21 protein-coding genes are annotated in these 23333 nt (G+C 51.1%); 13 read left to right on the top strand and 8 right to left on the bottom strand.

Features of this window, described 5'->3' with window-relative positions; translation table 11 throughout:
* Positions 1-102: 102 nt before the first annotated feature.
* On the bottom strand, positions 103-159 hold the full coding sequence (gene azuC, locus E2566_RS22020; RefSeq protein WP_125176151.1) for a stress response protein AzuC: 57 nt from the start codon (positions 157-159) through the stop codon (positions 103-105).
* 413 nt (positions 160-572) lie between these two features.
* On the opposite strand from azuC, the gene E2566_RS04400 reads away from it, so the two are divergent.
* From E2566_RS04400 to E2566_RS04370, 7 genes are all read left to right on the top strand, one after another.
* Positions 573-1766: a multidrug efflux MFS transporter gene (locus E2566_RS04400; protein ID WP_107168198.1), complete on the top strand. Its 1194-nt coding sequence runs from the start codon at positions 573-575 to the stop codon at positions 1764-1766.
* A gap of 311 nt (positions 1767-2077) precedes the next feature.
* On the top strand, positions 2078-2482 hold the full coding sequence (locus E2566_RS04395) for an ExbD/TolR family protein (RefSeq protein WP_107168199.1): 405 nt from the start codon (positions 2078-2080) through the stop codon (positions 2480-2482).
* A 1-nt stretch (position 2483) separates the two neighbouring features.
* Positions 2484-3218 (top strand): energy transducer TonB, encoded by a 735-nt coding sequence (locus E2566_RS04390; protein WP_107168200.1) that lies wholly within the window; start codon positions 2484-2486, stop codon positions 3216-3218.
* A gap of 78 nt (positions 3219-3296) precedes the next feature.
* Entirely contained in the window at positions 3297-5537 is a 2241-nt protein-coding gene (locus E2566_RS04385; protein ID WP_107168201.1) for a TonB-dependent receptor family protein, read from the top strand.
* 85 nt (positions 5538-5622) lie between these two features.
* Positions 5623-6306, top strand: coding sequence for a MotA/TolQ/ExbB proton channel family protein (locus E2566_RS04380; RefSeq protein WP_107168202.1), 684 nt, complete (start codon positions 5623-5625; stop codon positions 6304-6306).
* Positions 6299-7639 (top strand): phospholipase D-like domain-containing protein, encoded by a 1341-nt coding sequence (locus tag E2566_RS04375; protein ID WP_107168203.1) that lies wholly within the window; start codon positions 6299-6301, stop codon positions 7637-7639. The genes E2566_RS04380 and E2566_RS04375 overlap by 8 nt, the downstream gene beginning before the upstream one ends.
* 33 nt (positions 7640-7672) lie before the next feature.
* Complete coding sequence (locus E2566_RS04370; protein WP_107168204.1) at positions 7673-9034, top strand: esterase-like activity of phytase family protein; 1362 nt, start codon at positions 7673-7675, stop codon at positions 9032-9034.
* A gap of 66 nt (positions 9035-9100) precedes the next feature.
* Here E2566_RS04370 and E2566_RS04365 read toward each other — a convergent pair whose 3' ends face one another.
* From E2566_RS04365 to E2566_RS04345, 5 genes are all read right to left on the bottom strand, one after another.
* On the bottom strand, positions 9101-9787 hold the full coding sequence (locus E2566_RS04365) for a GntR family transcriptional regulator (RefSeq protein ID WP_011092523.1): 687 nt from the start codon (positions 9785-9787) through the stop codon (positions 9101-9103).
* 90 nt (positions 9788-9877) lie between these two features.
* On the bottom strand, positions 9878-11344 hold the full coding sequence (locus tag E2566_RS04360) for a mannitol dehydrogenase family protein (RefSeq protein ID WP_107168205.1): 1467 nt from the start codon (positions 11342-11344) through the stop codon (positions 9878-9880).
* A 55-nt stretch (positions 11345-11399) separates the two neighbouring features.
* Positions 11400-12734 (bottom strand): MFS transporter, encoded by a 1335-nt coding sequence (locus E2566_RS04355; protein ID WP_107168206.1) that lies wholly within the window; start codon positions 12732-12734, stop codon positions 11400-11402.
* A 101-nt stretch (positions 12735-12835) separates the two neighbouring features.
* Positions 12836-14050 (bottom strand): D-mannonate dehydratase ManD, encoded by a 1215-nt coding sequence (gene manD, locus E2566_RS04350; RefSeq protein WP_107168207.1) that lies wholly within the window; start codon positions 14048-14050, stop codon positions 12836-12838.
* A 171-nt stretch (positions 14051-14221) separates the two neighbouring features.
* Positions 14222-15121 carry a LysR family transcriptional regulator gene (locus E2566_RS04345; protein ID WP_107168208.1) on the bottom strand — a complete coding sequence of 300 codons (900 nt, stop codon included), beginning with the start codon at positions 15119-15121 and terminating at the stop codon, positions 14222-14224.
* Positions 15122-15399: 278 nt separating this feature from the next.
* Here E2566_RS04345 and E2566_RS04340 point away from each other — a divergent pair, with 278 nt between their 5' ends.
* The 6 genes from E2566_RS04340 (at position 15400) to E2566_RS04315 (ending at position 21937) form a co-directional block, all read left to right on the top strand.
* Positions 15400-16365: an alpha/beta hydrolase gene (locus E2566_RS04340; protein ID WP_107168209.1), complete on the top strand. Its 966-nt coding sequence runs from the start codon at positions 15400-15402 to the stop codon at positions 16363-16365.
* A 506-nt stretch (positions 16366-16871) separates the two neighbouring features.
* Positions 16872-17570: a 4Fe-4S dicluster domain-containing protein gene (locus E2566_RS04335; protein ID WP_107168210.1), complete on the top strand. Its 699-nt coding sequence runs from the start codon at positions 16872-16874 to the stop codon at positions 17568-17570.
* A complete protein-coding gene (gene nrfD / locus E2566_RS04330; RefSeq protein ID WP_107168211.1) occupies positions 17563-18525 on the top strand; it encodes a cytochrome c nitrite reductase subunit NrfD in 963 nt (320 codons plus the stop codon). The genes E2566_RS04335 and nrfD overlap by 8 nt, the downstream gene beginning before the upstream one ends.
* 1 nt (position 18526) lies before the next feature.
* A complete protein-coding gene (locus E2566_RS04325) occupies positions 18527-19903 on the top strand; it encodes an MFS transporter (protein WP_107168212.1) in 1377 nt (458 codons plus the stop codon).
* Between the two features lie 46 nt (positions 19904-19949).
* On the top strand, positions 19950-20297 hold the full coding sequence (locus tag E2566_RS04320; RefSeq protein WP_107168213.1) for an FMN-binding protein: 348 nt from the start codon (positions 19950-19952) through the stop codon (positions 20295-20297).
* A gap of 110 nt (positions 20298-20407) precedes the next feature.
* Positions 20408-21937 (top strand): FAD-dependent oxidoreductase, encoded by a 1530-nt coding sequence (locus E2566_RS04315; RefSeq protein WP_107168214.1) that lies wholly within the window; start codon positions 20408-20410, stop codon positions 21935-21937.
* An 83-nt stretch (positions 21938-22020) separates the two neighbouring features.
* Here E2566_RS04315 and alkB read toward each other — a convergent pair whose 3' ends face one another.
* On the bottom strand, positions 22021-22677 hold the full coding sequence (gene alkB, locus E2566_RS04310) for a DNA oxidative demethylase AlkB (protein WP_107168215.1): 657 nt from the start codon (positions 22675-22677) through the stop codon (positions 22021-22023).
* 18 nt (positions 22678-22695) lie between these two features.
* Positions 22696-23151, bottom strand: coding sequence for an Lrp/AsnC family transcriptional regulator (locus E2566_RS04305; RefSeq protein ID WP_094432061.1), 456 nt, complete (start codon positions 23149-23151; stop codon positions 22696-22698).
* Positions 23152-23333: the final 182 nt, after the last annotated feature.

Below are 23333 nucleotides of genomic sequence, written 5' to 3'. Positions count from 1 at the left end.
TGGGAACGGACTGAGAACCACGTTACGTTGATTCTCAAAATAAGTCGGCCCCATCAATAAACAGGCCGCCAATATGGCGGCCTGCTTGCATAGCACAGATTCTTAGAACAGTGCGCCAGGCGGCACGTCTTTATAAGTATTCAGGTAAGCCGCCAGCATTTTTTTAAAGAAGTTACGCACTTTTTTCACCTTGGTTTTACTTAACTTATTGTTTAATTAAGCAATAGTTTTAATCACGCGATGGAATAACTTTTCTCTTAATGGCGATGCTTTGCCTTATGTCGGTGAATTGTACAACGGCAGCCTAGCAAAAGCACATTTTTTGTGACGTGAATCACAAAATTATATTAACCCACGCTATCCCCTACTGATGCTGATTTTCTTTTGTTGCGAATCATTACCCTCAGTAACCAATACGCTGCGGGCTATGCTATGCTCATGATGAAAGACGAAATTTTAGTCACTCTCCGTTATTAATTGAGCGCTATTCGCTAGCAGTTAGCCCACTTTTTACGCACGGTAACCACAATTTCGCCATTGGTTATTCGCTGATGAAGGCCCCTTCCGCCCACATGGAAACCTGGAAACTTAACCTCTTCTCTGCCTGGCTGGGATGCTTTTTCACCGGGCTGGCCATGAGCCAGATACTGCCCTTCTTGCCACTGTACATTGAGCAGCTTGGTGTGAATTCACACGAATCGCTGAGCCTGTGGTCTGGTTTGATCTTCAGCTCGTCTTTTCTCATCTCTGCTGCCGTGGCACCGCTATGGGGAAGCCTCGCCGACCGTAAGGGGCGCAAGCTCATGCTGCTGCGCGCTGCGCTCGGCATGGCGATCGTGATGTCGCTGCAAGGGTTAGCGACCAACGTGTGGCAGTTGTTCATCCTGCGTTCGTTAATGGGGCTGACCTCCGGCTACATTCCCAACGCGATGGCACTGATCGCCTCACAGGTTCCGCGTGAAAAAAGCGGCTGGGCGCTGGGGATGCTATCGACCGGACAGATCGCAGGCGTCATCCTCGGTCCCTTATTCGGTGGCTTTATGGCTGACTATATCGGGCTACGTATCGTCTTTTTCATCACGGGAGGCATGCTGTTTACCAGCTTCCTGATTACGCTTTTCGCGATTAAAGAGAGTGTGGTTAAGGTCACCAAAGAGAATCGACTCAGCGGGAAAGCGGTCTTTGCTTCGCTTCCCTATCCAGCACTTATCATCTGTCTGTTCATTACGACAATGATGATCCAGATGGCAAACGGCTCCATCAGCCCTATTCTCACCTTATTCATCCGCGATCTGGCTCCCGGCACGGACAATATTGCTTTTATCAGCGGCGTGATTGCGGCCATTCCTGGCGTTTCCGCTCTGCTATCGGCACCACGCCTTGGCCGTTTAGGTGACCGCATCGGCGCACATCGCGTCCTGATCGCCGCGCTGGCGATCAGCGTACTGCTATTCCTGGTCATGGCAGTGGTACAAAGCCCGACACAGCTTGGCATTCTGCGTTTCATGCTGGGCTTTGCCGATGGTGCACTGATGCCAACCGTGCAGGCGCTGTTGGTCAAATACAGCAGTCAGCAGGTGACAGGCCGCATCTTCGGCTATAACCAGTCATTCATGTATTTAGGCAACGTGCTGGGGCCACTGATGGGTTCCGGTGTCTCCGCCCTGATGGGGTTCCGCTGGGTGTTCGTTGTCACCGCTTTTCTGGTGCTATGCAACACGCTGCAACTCTTTTTCGCTTTCAGGAAACCACGCGGAAAAGGATAGCTCTCAAGTTAAAGAATCCCTCCTCCGGCCAGTGGCTTCACTGGCTATTGCTTTTCTGCTGTTCTCACTCGACTGGCGTACTTTTCCTTTCTCAGGGGATTCTCCCGCTGCTGTTAATTCATGATGTAAAAACATCAAAAAACTTATTTTTTGACAAAAAATTACCAAAAAAACGGATCAAAATGAAAAAATAATCACATAAATGTAAGAAAAATTAAACAAACCCTACCTATATTGGCTGCTTTGTTTCGGCGCCACGCGAATTGCCCTGTTCAGATATTCAGGCATTCGCGCCTGTAGGGAAATGAGTAATGAGAAACTGGAACGAACCTAAAAAGCAGAAAGCCCACATCGATTTAGTTCCCATGATCGATGTGATGATGTTCCTGTTGGTCTTCTTTGTCCTGATCAGCATGAACGTTATTCCAGCGCTAGGCCTGAAAACACAGCTCCCCGCCGCAGGCAGCGCACAGCAACTTAAACCGCAGAAGAAAGCGATCATCACACTGGGCGCACAGGATCATCTTGAGCTGGACGGACAGCCGATGGCACTGAGCGATCTCGTTACGACGCTGCAACAGCAGCAACAAGACCAGCAAACCACCATCATTATCAACAGCGATAAAAGCGTCGAGGTTGAGCGTCTGGTCGCCGTCATGGATACCCTGCGTCAAGGGGGCTTTTCGTCCATTTCTATCGCAACCCGGAAATCGTGACATGTATCTGCTCTATCGCTCACGCCACACCATCAGTTGGTTACCATTACCGGTCTTTGCCACCTGCCTGTTCTTCGCCAGCCAACAACCACCGCTGAAAGTTCAGCAGCAATACGACGAAACGGTCATGGCACTCACGCTGGCTGAACCGGAGTCAGTTCCCCAGCCCGAACCGATCCCAGAACCTGTGCCACAGCCGGAACCAGAACCAGAGCCGATTCCGGTTAATGAACCCGATCCGATCATAGAAGCTCCGCCGGTTACGCCTCCGAAACCGGAAGTGAAGCCTAAGCCTAAATCAGAGGCTAAACCCAAGGCAGAAACCAAACCTAAACCGACACCTGCTCAGGCTAAACCGACTACACCACGCCCGGAAGCCCCGGCCAAGCCTCCAACACCGGCAGCCCCTTCCACGCCGCCGGTGAATGTCGCCGCGCTGGAAAATAGCTATGCGCAGGCGCTGCGCGCGCAGCTTGAACAAATCAAACGCTACCCAACTGGAAGACAGGCATCGCTTGAGCGTCCCGAAGGCCGCGTTGAAGTCTGGCTGGAAGTGGATCGCACAGGACGCGTTATCAGCTCAGGGATCAACAGCAAAGCGCCAAGCATGTTGCTAAACCGTGCTGCGCAAGCCAGCTTACAGAGCATCAAACAGGTTCGGGCTTTCCCTGCCGACGCCTTTGCAGGACAAAGCACAAAACGCTTTTTAGCCACGTTCGATTATCAGGCGCAATAGCGTGTCGCGCCTGAGCAAGAGGGTGAATAAGCAAAAGTAACGTCAACAATACCTTATTGATAAAACTAGGATTATTAAATGAAACCGTTCACACTTTCTGGGGTATGTTTGTCCGTCGTCGGCGCCTTATTGGCAGGTTCCGCACTGGCAGAGGAAGCGACAAATGTCGGCACGATCAACGTACAGGGGCAACCGCTCGGCGCAGGGCTAATGGTTCAGGAAGACAGCGCCAAATCACGCTCGACCGTGACGAAAGACGCGCTGGACAAGATGCCAGCAGCAGGCAACGCCATTGATAAACTGAAATACACGGCGGGTTTGAATGTCAGCAGTAACGATGCCAGCGGCTTGAGCGGCGTCAGCTATACCATGCGCGGCATGAGTGCGGATCAGGTCGGCCTGTCATCAGACGGTATCCCCGTTAATGACTCCGGTGACTACGCCGTGTACCCGAACGGCATGGGTGACCCGGAAAACCTGGAGCAGATTTTCGTTACCCAAGGCTCGTCAGAAATGGATGGTCCGCACATCGGTGCCAGCGGCGGTAACATTGGGCTGGTTTCCCACCGTCCGGCGAAAGAGTTTGGCGGCTTCGTTAAGCAGACGTTCGGCAGTAACAATCTCAGCAAGACCTTCGCCCGTCTGGAAACCGGTAAACACAACGGTTTTAGCAGTTGGCTTTCTTACTCGTATACCGACTCCGACAAATGGCGTGGCGCAGGCTATTCCCGCGCCGATAAAGTCGAGTGGAATGGCCTGTATGAACATGAAAATGGCCACAGCAGTAGCCTGATTGTGAAATATAATCAGCAAGATGCCATCAACTATTCGACGTTGAGCAAACGGCAGTTCGAGCAAAACGGGCGTAAGATGGATTACGCTACAACGCCGGTTTACAACAGCCGTGGACAGATTTCTCAATACTACAAAATCAACCGCAATAACTTTGAAACGCTGAATGTCACCTTCACTCAGAAATTGCAGCTACGCGACAATCTGGCATTGACCTTACAGCCTTACTATTTCTCGACGAACGGCGGCAGCTTTGGTAGCGGAAGCGCCAGCGTGTTATCCGCGACGTCAGACCGCGCGGGTAACTACGATCTCAGTAATCTGACCTCCAACACCTACTACCGCCCGTCGTGGACGGAAACCTGGCGACCGGGTATCACCACCAAGCTGAAATGGGATCTTAACGACGAGCATAGCCTGGATATCGGCTACTGGTTTGAACGTGCCCGCCAGCGCCAAACGCAGCCATTCATTCCGCTCCAAAGCGACGGCAACCCGGTTAACATCTCAGGCAAACCCGGCGATGCGAATCAGATCACTGACGCCAACGGGAAGGTGGTTCAAGGGCGTAACCAGTTTACCGTCACGCCAGCACATAAAATCTGGGTACAGGACACCTGGTTCTTCTCACCGGAATGGACGTTCACTGGCGGTCTCGCCTATCAGCACGTAGAACGTGACGGCACTAACCTCGGCAGCTTGTATAACGTTGCAGAGAAAAAGAACAAGAAGTACCACGAATTCCTGCCCAGCTTTAACGCGGCTTACCGCATCAACACCGAAAATCAGGTGTTCTATAACATCACGCGCAACATGCGTACCCCGCCCAACTACATCTTGTACAACGTTGGCGACTCCATCAACACCAAACCGGAGCTGAGCTGGAATCAGGAACTCGGCTGGCGCTTCCAGGATGAGAACATGCTGCTGAGCGCTTCGCTGTTCTTTATCCGCTTTACCGATCGTCAGATCTCCAGCCGTGACGCCAACGGCGATTACGAAATGATCAATGCCGGGAAAGTAGAAAACAAAGGTCTGGAGTTGGAATGGAGCGGCAAACTGCCTCATAACTTCAACTACTTTGCGGCTTACACCTATACCGACACCGAGCAGAAAAACAATCTCGCCACCAGCGGTAGCCAGCTCCCTACCACGGGCAAGCAGGTCGCTAATGCGCCGAAAAATATGCTCAACCTCGGACTGGGCTATGACGACGGCCTTTACTACGCTGGCGTGAACAGCCGCTACGTTGGCTCGTTCTACGGCGACATGACCAATGACGAGAAGATCGGTGGACGTACCGTTTTCGATCTCAGCGCCGGCGTCTATCTGCCAGTGGATAAGAAGATCGTGAAAAGCGCCACCTTACGCTTTGGCGTCAACAACCTGTTCGACAAAGCGTATCTCGACTCTGCGCGCTCAGTAAGCTTCAACTCAAGATCGTACAACGGCGTATCGGCAGGCACACCGTTTTACAACGTCGGAGAAGAACGCACCTTCAGCGCCTCACTGGAAGCCACGTTCTAATCCAATAATGTCATACGCCAGCGCGGTTTCCCGCGCTGGCGCTCATCACAAACAACGCCCAACAAGGCAATAGAAGGATCAGGCCATGAACGCCGATATGCTGCACGAGATTATTTTCTACGTCATGTACGCCTCACTGGTGATCGCCCTGATGATCATCATCGAACGCAGCCTCTACTTTTCCTATACGCGTCGGCAGGCCAAACGGCTGGAGCGCACGCTAACGGCGGATATTCGCCACGTCCACGATCTGCCGGACGCGCTGACCCAGCGCCCTAGTCTGCCCATTAGTGTCGTTACGCCCGTACTGGCGCAGTCACATCAGGCAGAAAACCGCGATGCGCTGAACGACCTGATCGACGCACAATACCTGCAAAGTAAGCCACAGCTGTCGCGCGGACTATGGATTCTGGAAACCGTCGTCACCGCAGCGCCACTACTGGGGCTACTCGGCACCATCATGGGGATCATCGAAACCTTCAAAGCCCTGTCTGCCGCCGGAATTTCCGACCCGAGTCAGGTTTCTGCCGGAATGGGAACCGCGCTGTACGCCACCGGGCTGGGGATCGCCATCGCGCTGATTTGCCTGCTGGGGAACAATTTCCTGCAAAGCCGGATGGAACACATCAACGAAATGCTGAAAGTCCTGCTGATTCGCGCCGGAATGCCGCATACTCGCCAACAGAAAGCGGGCCCTGCTGTGGCGCATCATTCCGTGACAGACAGTGCCATGACAGAAAAAGCGATGGCGGAGAAACGCTATGCTTAATTGTAGTGGTTTCACCCATCCGGGGCGACGCTGGAAACATTGCATCAACACACTGCTGACAGGAGGCGTATTGTTTATTGTAAGTGTGTCAGCCTATGCCGACACCAGCACGAGCGGCTATCGCATTCCCGGCTATGAACTCGTGTATGACGCCCCGGTCGAAACCACGCTGACCGCCCCCGACTTACGCCCTAGCGATGCAGTATGGATATCGCTGTTTGATAACGCCCAATACACCATTGAACTAGGCCAATTCTACGTCGCGAATCAGGCAGGAACGCGCTTTGATAACGTCTTACAGCATCTGCGTGCCGCCGGAGAGCGCGGCGTGCGAATCCGACTGCTGCTTGAAGAAAAAGGGCTAAAAATTTCTACGCAGGACACGCTGGAACAGCTCAAAACGATTCCTAATTTGGAGCTACGCGTGATTCCTTTTGAACGTCTGAGCGGCGGTATTGTGCATGCCAAATACCTGCTGGTTGATGGCAAACAGGCCTACATGGGCAGCCAGAATCTTGACTGGCGAGCACTGGAACACATTCACGAAACGGGGTTATTGATCGACGATCCGCACGTGGTTCATCAGATTAGCGCCATTTTTGAACAAGACTGGCAGGCACAGGCGCGACTAGCCAACGGTGAAACGGTTTCGCCGTTACCCGCCGCAACGGACACCGTTGACCGTTCGGGCAACTATCTGGTTGCCAGCCCCAAAGCGTTTAATCCTCCCGGAGTGATAGATTCCGAAGAAGAGCTTCCCCGTTTGCTAGCCGAAGCTCAGCAGCAGGTTCGCATTCAGGTGATGGATTACGTCCCGCTTTCCTACGGCTCGGATAACACACGCCCTTACTACGCGGTTATCGATAACGCCATTCGCGCTGCTGCCGCACGCGGTGTACAGGTAGAGTTGATGGTGTCCGAATGGAGCACCAAAATGCCGAACATCGCCTACCTGAAAAGCCTGGCGGTGCTACCCAACATCCAGATCAAAACGGTGTCGATCCCTCAAGCCAGCAGCGGCTTCATCCCGTTTGCCCGCGTGATTCACAGTAAAATCATGACAATCGATGGCAAAAAAGCCTGGATCGGCACGAGCAACTGGAGCGGCGGCTATCTGGACAACTCGCGCAATCTGGAAATGGTGATCCAGAACCCGGCAATGGCACAGCGGGTGGACATGCTTTATACACAACTGTGGAACAGCGCCTATGCACATCCCCTGCGCATTGATTATGATTACCCCCGGCCCGATCCAGGTGGAATGAAAGAAAAAGATAAGGAGAAGGAGAACAGCCCTTCGTCTACCACAGGCGGCACGGTCAACGCACCGTAGCCACGACCACAATGACATTTGATGGGGAATAGCATGAAACACACGTTGTTAGCACTGCTGGTTGCCGGATTTTTGCCGTTCAGCGTTCAGGCCGAAGGAGAAAAAGTGACGCGTTATGTCGTCACCTTCCCGGCCAGCGATCATGTTTCATATCAGGGCAAATTCGCCAAAAATTTTCCCAACGGTCTGCCTGTCGGTATCGGCTCTGGTCTTTACTTCACGGGCAAACAAGGCGATGACCTAATGTTCACTACCATCACCGATCGTGGCCCGAACGCCGATGCGCCGTTGGTCGGAGAGAAAGAGGCCAAAATCTTCGCTAGCCCCGATTATGCACCGCTAATTATGGATATTCGGGTGAGCGCGAAAGCTGCCGAAGCCATAAACCCACGCTCGCTGCACGATGCCGAGGGCAACATCACCGGCCTGCCACTGCCTGCGGATTTTATCGGTACCACCAACGAAGTGGCGCTGAATGACGCGTTACAACCGCTCAGCACCAGCCAGCGCGGGCTGGACACCGAAGGGATCACGCCGGATGGTAAAGGTGGCTTCTGGCTGTGTGACGAATACGGTCCGTTCCTGATTCACGTTGATGCCAACGGGAAGATCCTGCAAAAATTCGGGCCGACGCCTGCGGGCAACGAACACTCGGTTGCCAGCGGTTTACCGAATATCATCAAGTGGCGTCAGCCGAATCGGGGTTTTGAAGGGCTGACCCGCCTGCCGGACGGCACGATCGTCATGGCCGTGCAAAGCACGCTGGATATCGACGGCAAAAGCAAAAACAAAGCGCAGTTTACGCGTCTGGTGATGTTTAACCCGGAAACCAAAACCAGCCGCATGGTGGGCTACCCCATCAACATCGACAGCTATAAGAAAGCGAAGGATGCCAAGATCGGCGATATCGTCGCGCTGGATAATCAGCGTATTCTGCTGGTCGAGCAAGGTGCGGATAAAGACAAGCAAATGCAGAACCGCATCTATCTGGTCGATATCAGCAAGGCAAGCGACCTGACGCCGTTCGATGCCGATGGCAAATCGCCAGAGTTTGACGATCTCGCCCAGTTGGAAAAACGCGGCATTACGCTAGCGAGCAAGCAGGAGCTGGTGGATCTGCGTAAACTCGGCTGGCAGCAGGAGAAAGTGGAAGGTCTGGCGCTGGTGGATAAACAAACGCTGGCCGTCATTAACGACAACGATTTTGGTCTGCAATCCGTGCTGCAATCCCCAGTGAAAGCGAAAGATAAGGCGGACGACTATCAGGTTACTGCCGATGGCAAACTGACGCGAGATGGCAAGGCGGTCGAGACGACGTTAGCCATCAAACCGTTGGAGAAGCCAGAAGCCGATAACGAACTGTGGGTGATTACCCTGCCACAGCCGATCAGGTAGTCTTCTGTGAAATGGCTTCCACCGGAGACGGGGAAGCCACTATTCAACACACTTAGGTCAACGCGTTCAGGCGTGCTCGAACCAGTCGCTATTCTGTTGCGCAATCGGCGTGATCGAATAGATCATTTCCTGCAAATGTTCACGAATCGCTTTTTCGGCAGCATCAGGATCGCGCGCTTTCAGGGCGCTAAAAATCAGGTAGTGCTGTTGGATCAGGCTGGGCGGTGGTGAAACCTGGCTCAGGCTGAGAAAACGCACGCGATCCATCGTTGCTTTGATCGATTCGATGGTTTCCCACGCCAGCGGACAGTTGGCAATCTGTGTCAGAAGCTGATGGAAGCTGTCATCGAGGCTAAGGAACTCGCGCACCTGCTCATTTTGCGCGGCCAGTTCCTGACGGCGTAAGTTGTGCTCCAACGTTAGCAGTTGCTCATCTGTCACCATTTCGGCTGCCCGACGCACAATGGCACATTCCAGCGCCTGACGGATAAAGCGAGCATCCGCCACGCGCTGCTCGGAGATCTTCATCACAAACGTACCGCGCTGCGGCATGATCTGCACCAGCCCGGCTTCGGCCAGCTTGATAAAAGCCTCTCTAACCGGCTGGCGGGAAACATCAAAACGCACAGAGATTTCTTTTTCAGACAGCAACTTACCCGGCGGAATATTGCATTCCACAATGTCTTTACGCAGTACGCGATAAATTTGCTGGTTGACTGGTTCGCTGTTGTTAATCTGAAAAGAGGTGTCCATGCCGCTGTGCTTAGCCAAGAAATTTAGCGCTTATGATACACGCTTAGCGCAGCGAGTGTCAGTGTTACCGAACTCGCCGCGCTTTTCGGTCTACCAGACTATCTTCTGCAACGTTTCTTTCACGCCCTTCGCTAACAATGACAGATAGTGCTGCGTCACCGACGCTACAAAAGCGGGGTTCTTCGGTAAATCCTCACCAAAAATCGCCGTCAGCGTCAGCAATGCCGCGACTCGGCTTTCACCCTCGACGCTGTGTTGCACGGTTTCAGCAATCACCTCTTTCAACGGATCGCTGATTTCAATCGGTTGCCCTTGCTCATCTATACCACCGACATAACGCATCCACCCCGCCACACCGAGCGCCAGCGCATCAAAACGGCTGCCGTTCGCCAGATGCCAGCGGATCGAATCCAGAATCCGCTGCGGCAGTTTTTGCGAGCCGTCCATCGCAATCTGCCAGGTGCGGTGTTTTAGCGCCCGGTTGCGATAGCGATCCAGCAGCGCATCCGCATAGGCGGCGAGATCGACCCCCTGCGTACGCAGCGTCGGTGCCTGCTCACGCAGCATCAGATGGTGTGCCGCCGCGACCAGCGCACCGTCCTGCATACACTCGCTGATGTGCTGGTAGCCAGCAAGATAGCCCAGATACGCGAGAAACGAGTGGCTACCGTTGAGCATACGCAGCTTCATTTCCTCAAACGGCAGCACGTCCTGTACCAACTCCGCGCCCGCTTTTTCCCATGCGGGGCGGCCGTTAACAAAGTTATCTTCAATCACCCACTGGAAGAACGGCTCGCAGGCGACCCCAGCCGGATCGGCGACGCCCAGTTGCCCTTGGATCGTCTCCAGCGTTTCCTCGGTGATAGCGGGAACAATCCTGTCAACCATCGTGGAAGGAAAGGTGACGTGCTGTTCAATCCAGCGCGCCAGTTCGACATCCTGCTGTTCGGCCAACTGCACGATAACGTTGCGCGTAACGTGTCCGTTCTCTGGCATGTTGTCGCAGGACATCACGCTGAATGCCGGTAACTGACGTTCCCGTCTGCGTTTGATCGCAGCCAGAATCACGCCGGGCAGGGAGCGTGGTTCTGCGGGTAACGCCAGATCGTGGCAAATCAGCGGATGTTCACTATTCAATTGCCCGGTAGCCGGATGGTGGCAATAGCCTTTCTCCGTCACGGTAATCGATACGATGGCGATATCCGGCGCACTTAGCGCTTCCAGCACGGCCTCAATGCCCTCGACTTCCGCGTGCAGCGCACGGGTCGCTATACCGATGACCCGACTATGCCAGCCGCTATCCGCCATTTCGGAAACCGACCACAGTAAATCCTGCTGGCGAATGGCTTCGATCTGCTGCTCGCCGCCGATCAAGTTAATCTCACAATATCCCCAGTCGCTGCCCTGCTCCGCCGCCAGCTTATCGGCACAGACCGCCTGATGCGCCCGGTGAAATGCGCCAAAGCCAATATGCGCAATACGTGTTTTTAGCAGGCGTCGGTCGTAACGCGGCACCACAACCTGCGGCTTAAGCGTAGAAAACTCATTAATACTCATCGTTATCCCTGATGTTGGCAAAATTTAACTAAAAAATAAAATGTACTGATAATAATCAGTTTTCACCCCATGAGTGTAGTTCACGCTTAATTCGTTTAGGCGCAGTCTCTGGCATTAATAACAATCCAATGACCGAAATAATTCCTAATACAATAACGTAGGTCGCCAAGCCATAATAATGGCCGTCAGTTACCTGAAGAATTTTAACGGCCAACAGTCCAAGAATTCCGCTACCAACTAATGAACCAACTTGCCATATTAAGGCAATACCACTACAGCGAATATGGGTAGGGAATAATTCAGGGAAGAATGATGCTTGTGGTGCGTAACACATACTGTGGCCGATCGTTAATACCATAATCATCACAAGCTGTGTTAACCAATAGCTATCCTGATTGATTGCCAAGAAGAAAGGAACAATCATAACAATCTGAAGCAGCGCACCAATAATATAGATAGGTTTACGGCCTAATTTATCAGAAAGATGTCCCATTAATGGTATTGCCATAATTTCTAATATCACAGCAACGATCATCGTTTCCATCAATAATGTTTCATCAAGATTATTCGCTTTACCATATGCCAGCACAATAACGGTAAACATAGCGAAGGTACATGCTTCAACAAGCTTGGCACACACTCCTTTAGCGACGATACCAGGAAAATCGCGAATAACTTCGACAACAGGACGTGACTCCGCAGCTTTTGTTTCTCTGATCTGAGTAAAGACAGGTGACTCATCAATTTTTAATCGAATAAAGAGCCCCACGATAACCAGCAGCAAACTCAGCAGGAACGGAATACGCCACCCCCAGTCCAGCATTTGCTCATGAGAAAGCGTACCATTTAACAACGCAAATAAGGCCAGAGGCAGAAGGAAACCTGTTGGTGCGCCAATTTGTACCCAACTGGCAAAAAAACCTCGGCGTTCGGGCTGAGAATATTCAGCAGTCATCAAAACGGCTCCCGCCTGTTCACCCCCAACACCAAATCCTTGAAGGATGCGGATAAAAATTAATAATACAGGCGCCCAAATACCAATTTTTTCATATGTAGGTAACAGACCAATACAAAATGTCCCTAATCCTACAATTAAAATTGTAATTACCAGTGCCTTTTTTCGGCCGACTTTATCGCCAATATGCCCGAAAACAATCCCCCCTAATGGACGAGCAAGAAAACCAACAGCATAGGTTGCAAAAGCGGCCAGAGTACTAATTAATGGGTCCGAACTTGGAAAGAAAAGTTGACCAAAAAACAAAACAGCCGCGGTGCCATAAGCAAAGAAATCATAATACTCCGCTGCGGTTCCGATTGCTGATGCAGTAGCAACACGTTTTATCACTGGTGTATTATCATGAATATCTTCAACATGGTTTGCACTAGACATAATTATATTATTACCTTTCAAAATATATTATGAGAGAGGTGCATTACTGAATATTTAGGTAGGTAAGGTGTTCTATTCATTAATGCACTATAATTATTTTATTACCAATTCCACAACGTACCGTCTTCCAGACGGGCAACCGGCAAATAAGCGGGGTCATAGGGATATTTGGCCGCCAACTTTTCATCGAACTCGATGCCCAACCCCGGCTTTTCGCCTGGGTGCATGTAGCCGTTATCGAATGTCCAGCTATGTGGGAACACTTCCAGCATTTGCTCCGAATAGCCCATGTATTCCTGCACACCGAAGTTTGGCACCCAGAGGTCAAAATGCAGCGCCGCCGCCATGCAGATAGGTGACAGATCCGACGGCCCGTGCGAACCGGTGCGTACCTGATAGAGCGACGCAAAGTCGGCGATACGACGCATACCGGTAATCCCGCCCGCGTGGGTAATCGTGGTGCGGATGTAGTCGATAAGCTGTTCTTCAATCAGCTGTTTACAATCCCAAATGCTGTTAAAGACTTCACCGACGGCAATCGGCGTGACGGTGTGCTGACGGATTAAACGGAAGCACGCCTGATTTTCCGCCGGCGTCGGGTCTTCCATCCAGAAGAGACGATGATCTTCAACGCTTTTACCAAAGCGCGCCGCTTCAATCGGCGTCAGGCGATGATGCATGTCGTGTAACAGGTGCTCGTTGAAGCCAAACTTATCGCGCACCGCTTCAAACAGCTTCGGCGTGAAATCGAGATATTTTTCTGTGGACCACAGTTGCTCTTCCGGCCAATTGCCTTTCGTCGCGGGCTCATACGCCAGCCCTTTTCCTTTCGCCATGCCATAGGTGGTTTTCATGCCCGGCACGCCGCACTGCACGCGAATCGCCTTGAAACCCTGATCGCGATGCTTAGCGTAATCATCCAACACTTCATCAATCGAGTGGCCTGTCGTGTGGCAATACACCATAACGCCCGTGCGCGATGCGCCGCCCAGCAGTTGATAAAGCGGCATGTTGGCGGCTTTAGCCTTGATATCCCACAGCGCCATGTCGACCGCCGAAATCGCGGACATGGTCACGGGTCCACGACGCCAGTACGCGCCTTTGTAGAAATACTGCCAAATGTCTTCAATCTGGTGCGCGTCACGCCCGATAAGCTGCGGACACACATGATCTTTGAGGTAAGAGGCAACCGGCAGCTCACGCCCATTGAGCGTCGCATCGCCGAGGCCGGTTAATCCGCTATCTGTTGTAATTTTCAGGGTGACAAAGTTCCGTCCCGGGCAGGTGACAAACACTTCAGCGCTGACAATCTTCACGTTACTTATCCTTCTATGCATGTAGCCATTCGTTTATGCTGACTACCATACAAGTATATTAATAACGATAATTTGAATTGCCTCACATTTATTCACATTTGCAACATTCATCTAAAACCCGTGAATAGTGGAGAAAAGGAACTGGAATGAATTGCGGGGGGAGTAAACGCGCTACCGATCGGGCTCGCGGTAATCTTTCAGAAAATCCAAAAACAGGCGCACCATGGGAATATTCACGCTGCGCTTCAGGTAGCTAATGGCGAACGTCCTTTTCAACTTTTCTTCCAGTGGAATCACGGCAACATCGTAGGCAGTCAGGCTTTTGGCGACGGACGAACACAGGAAAACGACGCCAGACAGGTTGATCACCAGATCCATAATGATGTCCATGTTGCTGCATTCACGGAAGTAGCTGGGATTGATCCCCTGTCTGGCGAAGGATTCAGAAACAGCGGCATGCTCCCCGGTTCCTTTCTGCGGAACGATCAGCTTTTCTTTTACCAGCTGCGGCAGACTTAGCATTTTATTGTCAGCAAGGGGATGCGACGTCGCCATCACGGCAACAATGTCATCAATCTGACAAATGGTGTGATGAAATAAAGGATCGCTCAGATATTCATCAAAAGGCGTCGAGAAAGACAGATGGATCTCGCCGTTGCGCACCCTTTCCAGTAAATCGGTGCTCACGCCGTCAATGAAAGAGATATCGATATTGGGATAGGCTTTCTGAAACAGGTTAAACACATTGTAGTGCGCCAGACGATTAAAAATCGGGATCACGCCAACCAGTAGCGCACCGTCCGAGCTTTCCTCATAGCTGCTGACAAACTGCTCCAACTCATAGTGTTCTTTAATCATCCCCTGAATTTTGTCAGCAAAGATCTTCCCAAATGGCGTCAGAGAAAACTGTCGAGTGGTTCTGTTGATCAGTTTTCTTTCCGTTTCAATCTCCAGGCGTGCGATCTCCTGTGACAAAAAAGCCTGAGAAATATTCAGCGCCTTCGCCGCTTTAGTGAAACTCCCAACTCGAATGAGTTCCTGATAATAAATCACACGCTTTATACTCAACATTGTTTTATATTACGCATCAACTGTCTCGTTTATAACCACCCATAATGACAATTATAGGGATTTGTAAATAATCAAATGTGATTAGATGCACATTTAATTCATGAGAAATAGCGTTAATAGCAGATATAGTCAACTTATTATCAAGGAGAAAATAATTAATCCCAGCAAGAATGCTCAAATCATTTTAATAAAGATTTTTTAATATTATTTTTACAAATACAACATTACCTATCACAAGTTGAAAAAATTCACATCCCCCTAACAAAAGGATTTAAGATATGGATTATTCGAAAACAACAAAAATAGGGTTGGCGACCTTGGCAATGATGAGCGCTACAGCAATCAATGCAGCACAGAATCAACATGAAATCACCGTCAAGCAGGAAACGACATCGGTGAAGTTAATCTCCGATGTCGTTTATTCTCAGGTATCAATGCGGGGCTATCCAAATGTTGCATTAAAAATGGATATTCTTCAGCCTGAGGCGAAGAAAGCCCTCCCCGTCGTATTATTCATTACCGGCGGCGGCTTCATTAACGCCAATAAAGATAATTATCTGCAACAGCGTCTTAGCCTTGCCGAAGCGGGTTACGTCGTTGCCAGCATGGAATATCGTGTCGCTCCTACCGTACTTTTCCCTTCGCCGCTGGAAGATGTAAAGTCCGCGATTCGCTATCTGCGAGCAAACGCGAAAAGATTCGGTATTGATGGTCAGCATGCTGCTGTTTTCGGTGCCTCGGCGGGAGGCTATCTGGCAGCGTTTGCCGGGACGACGAATGGTTCAAAAACCTACGATAAAGGCGATAATCTCGATCAAAGTAGTGATGTCCAGGCCGTTATCGATTTCTATGGATTATCCGACCTGACGCTCGTCGGTGAAGGCTTCCCTGACGATGTCGTGCAGAAACACGCATCACCTTCTGCGACTGAAGCTATCTGGGTCAACGGCACTGCGGTGTTTAATGAAGGAGGTGCAATCACCCGTTATCCAGACAAAGCGGCAGCGGCTAACCCGATTAACTTTATCAGCAATGCCACGCCTCCATTTCTCATCATGCACGGCACGAACGATACGATAGTTTCTCCACGCCAGACCGAGCGACTGCATCAGGCTCTGACGGCAAAAAATATCGAATCGACCTACTACAGCGTTAAGGGCGCAGAGCACGGCGGGCCACACTGGTTACAACCGGAAATCATGCAAATTACCGTCCGCTTTCTTGATAAACACCTAAAACCCTGACATCAATCTGCACACTGAATGACGCATACTACATAAACGTTAGTGCTATTAAGCACTAACGTTTTTTATTTGTTACAAAAAAGGTCATCATCCATTTATCTCTCCCTACATTCCTCATATAAAAAACAAGTAATCTGACACACATCAATTATTCACTTTTATCACGAGAATAAAAATAACAGCGTACGTCTATACAATAGAAACACGATTTCTTAAATGAACGAGAGGAATAAATAAAATCAAAATTCACTTATAACAAATCCATATTTGTCATATACGATTCTACAAAAAAACAAATGTGCGCTTGGTCACATTTAGCCTTTTATCGCCATGCTCCAATAAAGCCACAATAACAACATGGCCTATTTATTATTTTCATCGTAATGATGAATCACTGTTTTTTATTCGCGTCAACGTGCGAAATATTAGCGCTATTGCTGGATTAATAACATCCATGAAAAATTGGGTATTCACGCAAATTTCACCTCACTGTGAAGATTTATAATATGGAAGAATTATCTCGCCGTCGTTTTATTGCCTATATGGGAAGTGCGATTGCTGTTAGCGGAAATGTCGGCCTCGCTCAAGCGCAAAATGAACCAGAAAAAACGCAGGGTAAATTAGCCGTTAAATATGGTTTATTACATAACGAAATGCGTTGTATCGGATGCAAAGCCTGTATCAAGGCCTGCAAAGAAACGAATAACGTCCCTGATGGCGTCACGCGCTTGGATATATTGCAAACCGTCGACATTCCCGCTGTCGAGAAAACACGTGCGATTAAGCAATTTTTCCGTAAGTCCTGTCAGCACTGTGAGAATCCGCCCTGCGTTGCCGTCTGTCCAACGGGGGCGTCCTTCAAAGATGCGCTCACTGGTATTGTCGACGTCAACGATAAACGTTGCGTGGGCTGCCGCTATTGTATTGCCGCGTGCCCTTACCATGTGCGCTTCATCAACCCCGTCACGAAAACGGCCGACAAATGCAATTTTTGTCGCGAATCCAATCTAGCCGCCGGGAAACAGCCCGCCTGCGTCGAGATTTGCCCGACCAAAGCGTTGGTATTTGGCGATCTTAACGATCCTGAAAGCAACATTGCCAAGATGATTGAGAGCAACGCGACCTACCGCTCCAAGGTTTATCTGGGCACCGAACCCCAACTCTATCGTATTCCAGGGAAACGAGGAGCCATCGACAATGCATAACGCCTTCACGTTCGACACGCTGGTGTGGGACTGGCCCATCGCCGTTTACCTTCTTCTGGTCGGCATTTCAGCGGGGATGGTCACGCTCTCTATGCTCCTCAGGCGCTATGTTCCCAGCGAATATCACGGCAGTAATCGCGTGATCAAAGCCACCGCCATCGTGGCACCGCTTGCCGTCATCCTCGGGCTAGTGATTCTGATTTTTCACCTGACTCAACCGCTGACCTTTTGGTATTTGATGATCTTTTACAATCCCACTTCCATCATGTCGCTTGGGGTGATGCTCTTTCAGGTGTATTTCGTCGTGATGCTGTTATGGCTCATCACGCTTTACCATGACGGATGGCTGACGCAGCTTGAGGCCGTCTGGCACCGTCCCGCACTGGCTGCACTAGCGCGTAAGGTGGCGGCGACAATCGTCAACAAGGCCGCACTGATTGAAAACTTGCTGCTGGTGTTGGCCATCCTGCTCGGCTGCTATACCGGCTTTCTGCTGTCCGCCCTGAAATCGTTCCCGCTCTTGAATAACCCCGTTCTGCCCGTCCTGTTTTTAGTATCCGGTACCACATCCGGTATTGCCGTCATGCTGCTGGCCAGCGCGTGGGGGCGTCAGACCTCTGGAGATTCACGCTCCCTGCACTTCATCCATCGTGTAGAAACCCCGGTGGTGTATGCCGAGCTGTTCCTACTGCTGGCGTTTTTTGTCGGGCTGCTGCTTGGCGGCGGGCAAAAAGTTGTCGCCGCTCAGACCGCACTGTCAGGCTTCTGGGGAAGCGTATTCTGGATTGGCGTTATCGGCATCGGCATTGTGATCCCCTCGATTATCAATCGGGTACGCAAATCTTCTGCTTATTCCGGCAAAGGGCAAGTGATTACCTTAGCCGTCATGAGCCTGTTCGGCGTGTTCCTGCTACGACTGTTCGTGCTTTACGCCGGACAAATGACGGTGGCCTAAAATGAATACGTCATGGGTTTTATTCTGGATTGCCTCAACCACCTTTTTCATGCAATCCGTGGATACCACCATGGTGTATACCGCTATTCCAGCTATCGCGCAGTCGCTGCGTCAACCGGTGTTGCATATGGAAACGATCGTGATTTCTTATATTGTCACGGTCGTCGCGTTTACGCCGGCCAATAGCTGGCTGGCGGAACGACTCGGAGAAAGGAAAACCTACCAGATAGCGATCGCCACTTTCACACTCGGTTCGCTACTGTGCATGACGGCTACCACACTCGGCAGCTTAAGCGTGTACCGCTTTATTCAAGGCATTGGCGGTGCGCTTATGTTACCCATCATCAGAACCGTGATATTGCGTACCACACCGCAGAGCCTGAAGTTACGCTTTCTTAATCGGGTGACCTTGTTGGGATTGCTTGGCACCCTGCTCGGCCCCGTGCTCGGTAATATTCTGGTTAGCTTTCTCTCGTGGCAGGCTATTTTCCTCGTCAATATTCCACTGGCTTTCGTCTGCTTTTTTCTGGCAAGCAAATATATACCAGTTGCAGCGATAAACGAGACGTCACGCACGGGTGCCTATGAAGTGGCCTTTCCCATTTTGATGTTATTTCTTATCGCTTTCATGTTAACCAGCGCCACGAAAAATATATTGCCAACGTTCGTCATGTTATTTCTGTCTTGCAGCACGCTGGGGCTGGTTTTTCTTTACTACCGACAACACCTCATTGCAGAAACAGCCTTATTCCCGCGCGCCCTGTTTAGCATTAGAACCTTTTCTGTCGGTATTATTGGCGGCATCGCGACGCGCACGCTACTGGCGTCAACGCCAGTCGTCCTTTCATTAACGCTACAAACGACGCTGGCCTGCCAACCCGCCGAAACCAGCCTGATTTTACTGATTTTTTCCAGTGGCGCACTGCTGTCAAAGTTGCTGTTCGAGCCGCTGGTCAAGCGTATTGGCTACCGGCGGCTGTTGATGCTGTCAACCAGTGTAACGTCGCTGTGCGTTCTCGCCCTGAGTGCCGCCGTACAAGAGAGAGCAATGCCCTTCATCGGCATTATCGTCATGCTGTTGGGTGTGCTGATTTCGACCTTATATTCAGCAGAAAGCACGCTGGCTTTTAGCAACCTGAATAACAGCACGTACCATAGCGGTAATAATCTACTGACTATTAGCCAATTGCTTTCCGTCATGCTCAGTATGACGCTAACGTTCCCAATCTTGCGTTTTCTTTCCCAGTTTGAAGTCCTCTTCAATCTTAATCCTTTTAGCCTGTTGTTTTTATTACTCGGCCTTGGCTTACCGATGTGCTGCCTGATATTCAGGCCACTCAATAACAATGACGGCTATCACTTTATTCATGGGAGATAACGTGGCTATTCACCGTATTCATTCAAAAACTCATGGAACTATTGATATGAAAATATGCTCAGGAATCCTTCCGCTTTGCTTGTTATTCGTAATGGGAACCGCCGTTGCACAAGAAGGGAATTTTAAAGCCGGGACTTATTCCGCCGCCAGACAGGGGATCGGTGGAGACGTCACCGTTACGTTAGATATCGATGCGCAAGGGAAAGTCCTCAAATCGACGATTGATGCCCCGGAAGAGACCCCCGAAGTCGGTGGGGAAGCCGCCATTGAACTCGCAAAAACCATGACCGAAAAACAGAGCATACAGGTTGATGGGATATCTGGCGCCACGATGACCAGCGAGGCGGTAAAAGAGGCGTCGGAAGACGCGTATTCACAGGCCAAAGCGAATTAATACCGCCCGGTTCTCCACGCGCAACGCTCTCAATACGCGAAACACGGCAGCGGGAACACGGCGGTCACACACCGTGTTGTAAGAATATTAATCACATCAAGGAAAACATCATGAAACGCTTCAGAAAACGTGTACTCGCGACGCTCTGTCTCTCGATGATGAGCTGGTCTACCGCACAAGCGGCGGACGCAGCAAAGCCGGACATCCCGAAAAGCGCCGATATCGTGATCATCGGGGCGGGTGCGGCTGGCACCTCGGCAACCATGGCTTCCGCGGAAAAAGGGGCAAAAATCGTCTTACTGGAAAAACAGCCTGTTGTCGGTGGCACAGGTAATTTTGCCGAAGGCATCTTCGCGGCCAACAGCAGCATGCAGAAACGTCAGGGAATTGTGGTAACGCCCGATATGGCCTTTAAGACCATCATGGAGTACAGCCACTGGATGGCCAATCCCTTCGTGGTTCGCGCCTTCGTAAACCGTTCCGCAGACACCATTGAGTGGGTGAAGTCGAAAGGCATCAAATTTGAATACATCGGCCCCGGTGGCCCCGGCGGTATGTTGACCTGGCATGTGATTGACGGCCCCGGCCACGGACGCCACCTGATCAAGACATTCCACGAGCAGTTTAAAAGTATGGATGTCACCACGCTGGTAAAAACGGCGGGTAAAGATCTGGTCGTGAAAGACGGTAAAGTCACGGGCGTCATCGCACAAGATAGCGAAGGCAATACCTTCCAGATAGACGCCAAGGCTGTCATCATCGCAACCGGTGGCTACGCCAACAATAAAGAGATGCTGCAAAAATACGCCGCGTTCCCCGACACCATTATGGTTGGCAACGTCGGTAAAGACGGCGACGGGATTAATATGGCCTGGAAAGCCGGTGCCAAACCGGACGGCCTCGGGCTGCTGCAAGCCTATCGCCCCGGCCTACCAGACTACGCCCCCAACTCTCACCTGCTGGCCGCCGCGCGTCAACCCTATCTGTGGGTTGACCAACACGGCCGCCGCTTTACCGATGAATCCAATGTCATTATCTGGCCACACTCCGGCAACGCGCTGTCAAAGGCGGGCGGCATCATGTACTCCATTTTCGACGAAACCTCCCGTAAGCATTACGTCGAAGACGGCATTGACGTGCCGATTGGCGAATGGGTGATCGCCAATACCAAGCTGACAAAATTTGATAGCGAATTTACGAAAGAAAGTCAGAAAAATCGCGGCTTCGTCTTCAAATCCGCCACCGTTGATGGGCTGGCAAAAGAGATGGGGGTTGATGCCAGCGTGCTGAAGCATACGTTGGAAGAAAACAACACGTTTGCGGCGCAGAAACGGGATGAGGTGTTTAACAAGAACATGGATTACCTACGTCCGGTAAAAACCGGACCATTCTATGCGGTGAGAATGCAGCCCGCCGCGCTGGGTACACTCGGCGGCGTGAAGATCGACGAGAAAATGCAGGCGATAGATAAATCCGGCGAGGTCATTCCGGGTTTGTACGTCACGGGTAACGATGCGGCAGGTATGTACGGCGATACCTACGATCTGCTGTTAGGCGGCGGCACGTTTGGCTTTGCGCTCAACTCCGGTCGTATCGCGGCAGAAAGCGCCCTTGATTACATGAAGTTCAGCAAAAAATAAGCCCTACCCTTAAACCTAGTCTCGATCGTTTGAGCATCGAGAGACACCGGGGAACCACAGGGGAAGCCTCCCTGTGCTTCCCCTTATCCCGCTTTACGAAACGTCAGATTAAAACGGCATTCATCGGTCATTCCTTCCGGCACGCTGCCATTTTTCAACGGCAGTATACCGTGAAAATAGAGCCGCGATTCGCCGCCCCAGACCACCACATCGCCGTGTGTCAGCGGAACTCGTTTTGCTCTATCGCTACGCACCATACCGCCAAACAGGAACGTCGCACTGAGCCCCAGCGAGACGGACACAATTGGCTGGCGAAAATCCCGTTCGTTTTTATCCTGATGCAGAGACATACGCGTGCCAACATCATAGCGGTTGATCAGACAGGCATCCGGTTCAAAATCTGCAAAACCAGCGTCGCTCGCCGCCTGCTTCGCCAATCGGAAAAAAATCTCCGGCATCGCAGGCCACGCTTCCCCGTTCAGCGGATCGCGTGAGGTGTAACGATAGCCGCGTTCATCCGTCACCCAGCCGAGCCGACCGCAGTTACTCATTGCCACCGACATCGCAAAGCCGCCCGGCGTGATCATATTACGCAGTGGCGCACGTGCAATGACGGTTTTCAGTGCCGCAAACAACGCCGGGGCGTCGTCATAGGCGCGACCACGCTGGATGACCGCACCCGGCGCCAGCGTTTCTGTCCAGCGACGTGGCGTTTCATCGGCAAATAAATCAAAATTCACGGTATTTAGCCTATCTCACTAGGGAACCAACGGTGTCCCGCCAATGTGTTTCATCACAAGCGTAGTCGACGTTTCTGCGACACAAGGTATCCCCTGAAGCTCGGTAGTGACAAAATCCGCCAGCGTGTCCATGCTTTTTACCCATACTCTCAGCATGTAATCACTTTCTCCTGTCACAAGCATACACTCTGTGACTTCTTCCATGCCTTTCACCGCGTTAACAAACTCTCGATGCGCTCCAGGATTAGGACGAGACAATTTAACTGAAATCAGAACACAAATCCCCAGACCAAGTGCATTGGGATTCAGCTTTACAGAATACCCCTCAATCACCCCAGCCATTTCCATCTGCCGGATACGTCTCCCACAAGGCGTAGGCGAAAGCCCGATGCGTTCTGCCACCTCTGCTGTAGTCATTCTGCCGTTGCTGACCAAAGCAGCAAGGATACGACGATCGATAGCGTCTAATTTCATACTTAGCCGTTTCCTTCAAAAAATAAAATATCTTGCCGCTTTACGTCAATTTAAATGCATTACATGAAGATGTTTGCACACATCCACCACCATGTCATTGGTAAAATTTACCGCGCTAACGATACCAATGATGGCGGCAAAACCGTTTTTCTAAATATTTGCCAACTTGTTCTTTTTTAACC

Source organism: Pectobacterium punjabense, assembly GCF_012427845.1.
Classification (GTDB): domain Bacteria; phylum Pseudomonadota; class Gammaproteobacteria; order Enterobacterales; family Enterobacteriaceae; genus Pectobacterium; species Pectobacterium punjabense.
Note: the sequence above shows the minus strand (reverse complement) of the source record. Positions and strands in the feature narration are given on the sequence as shown.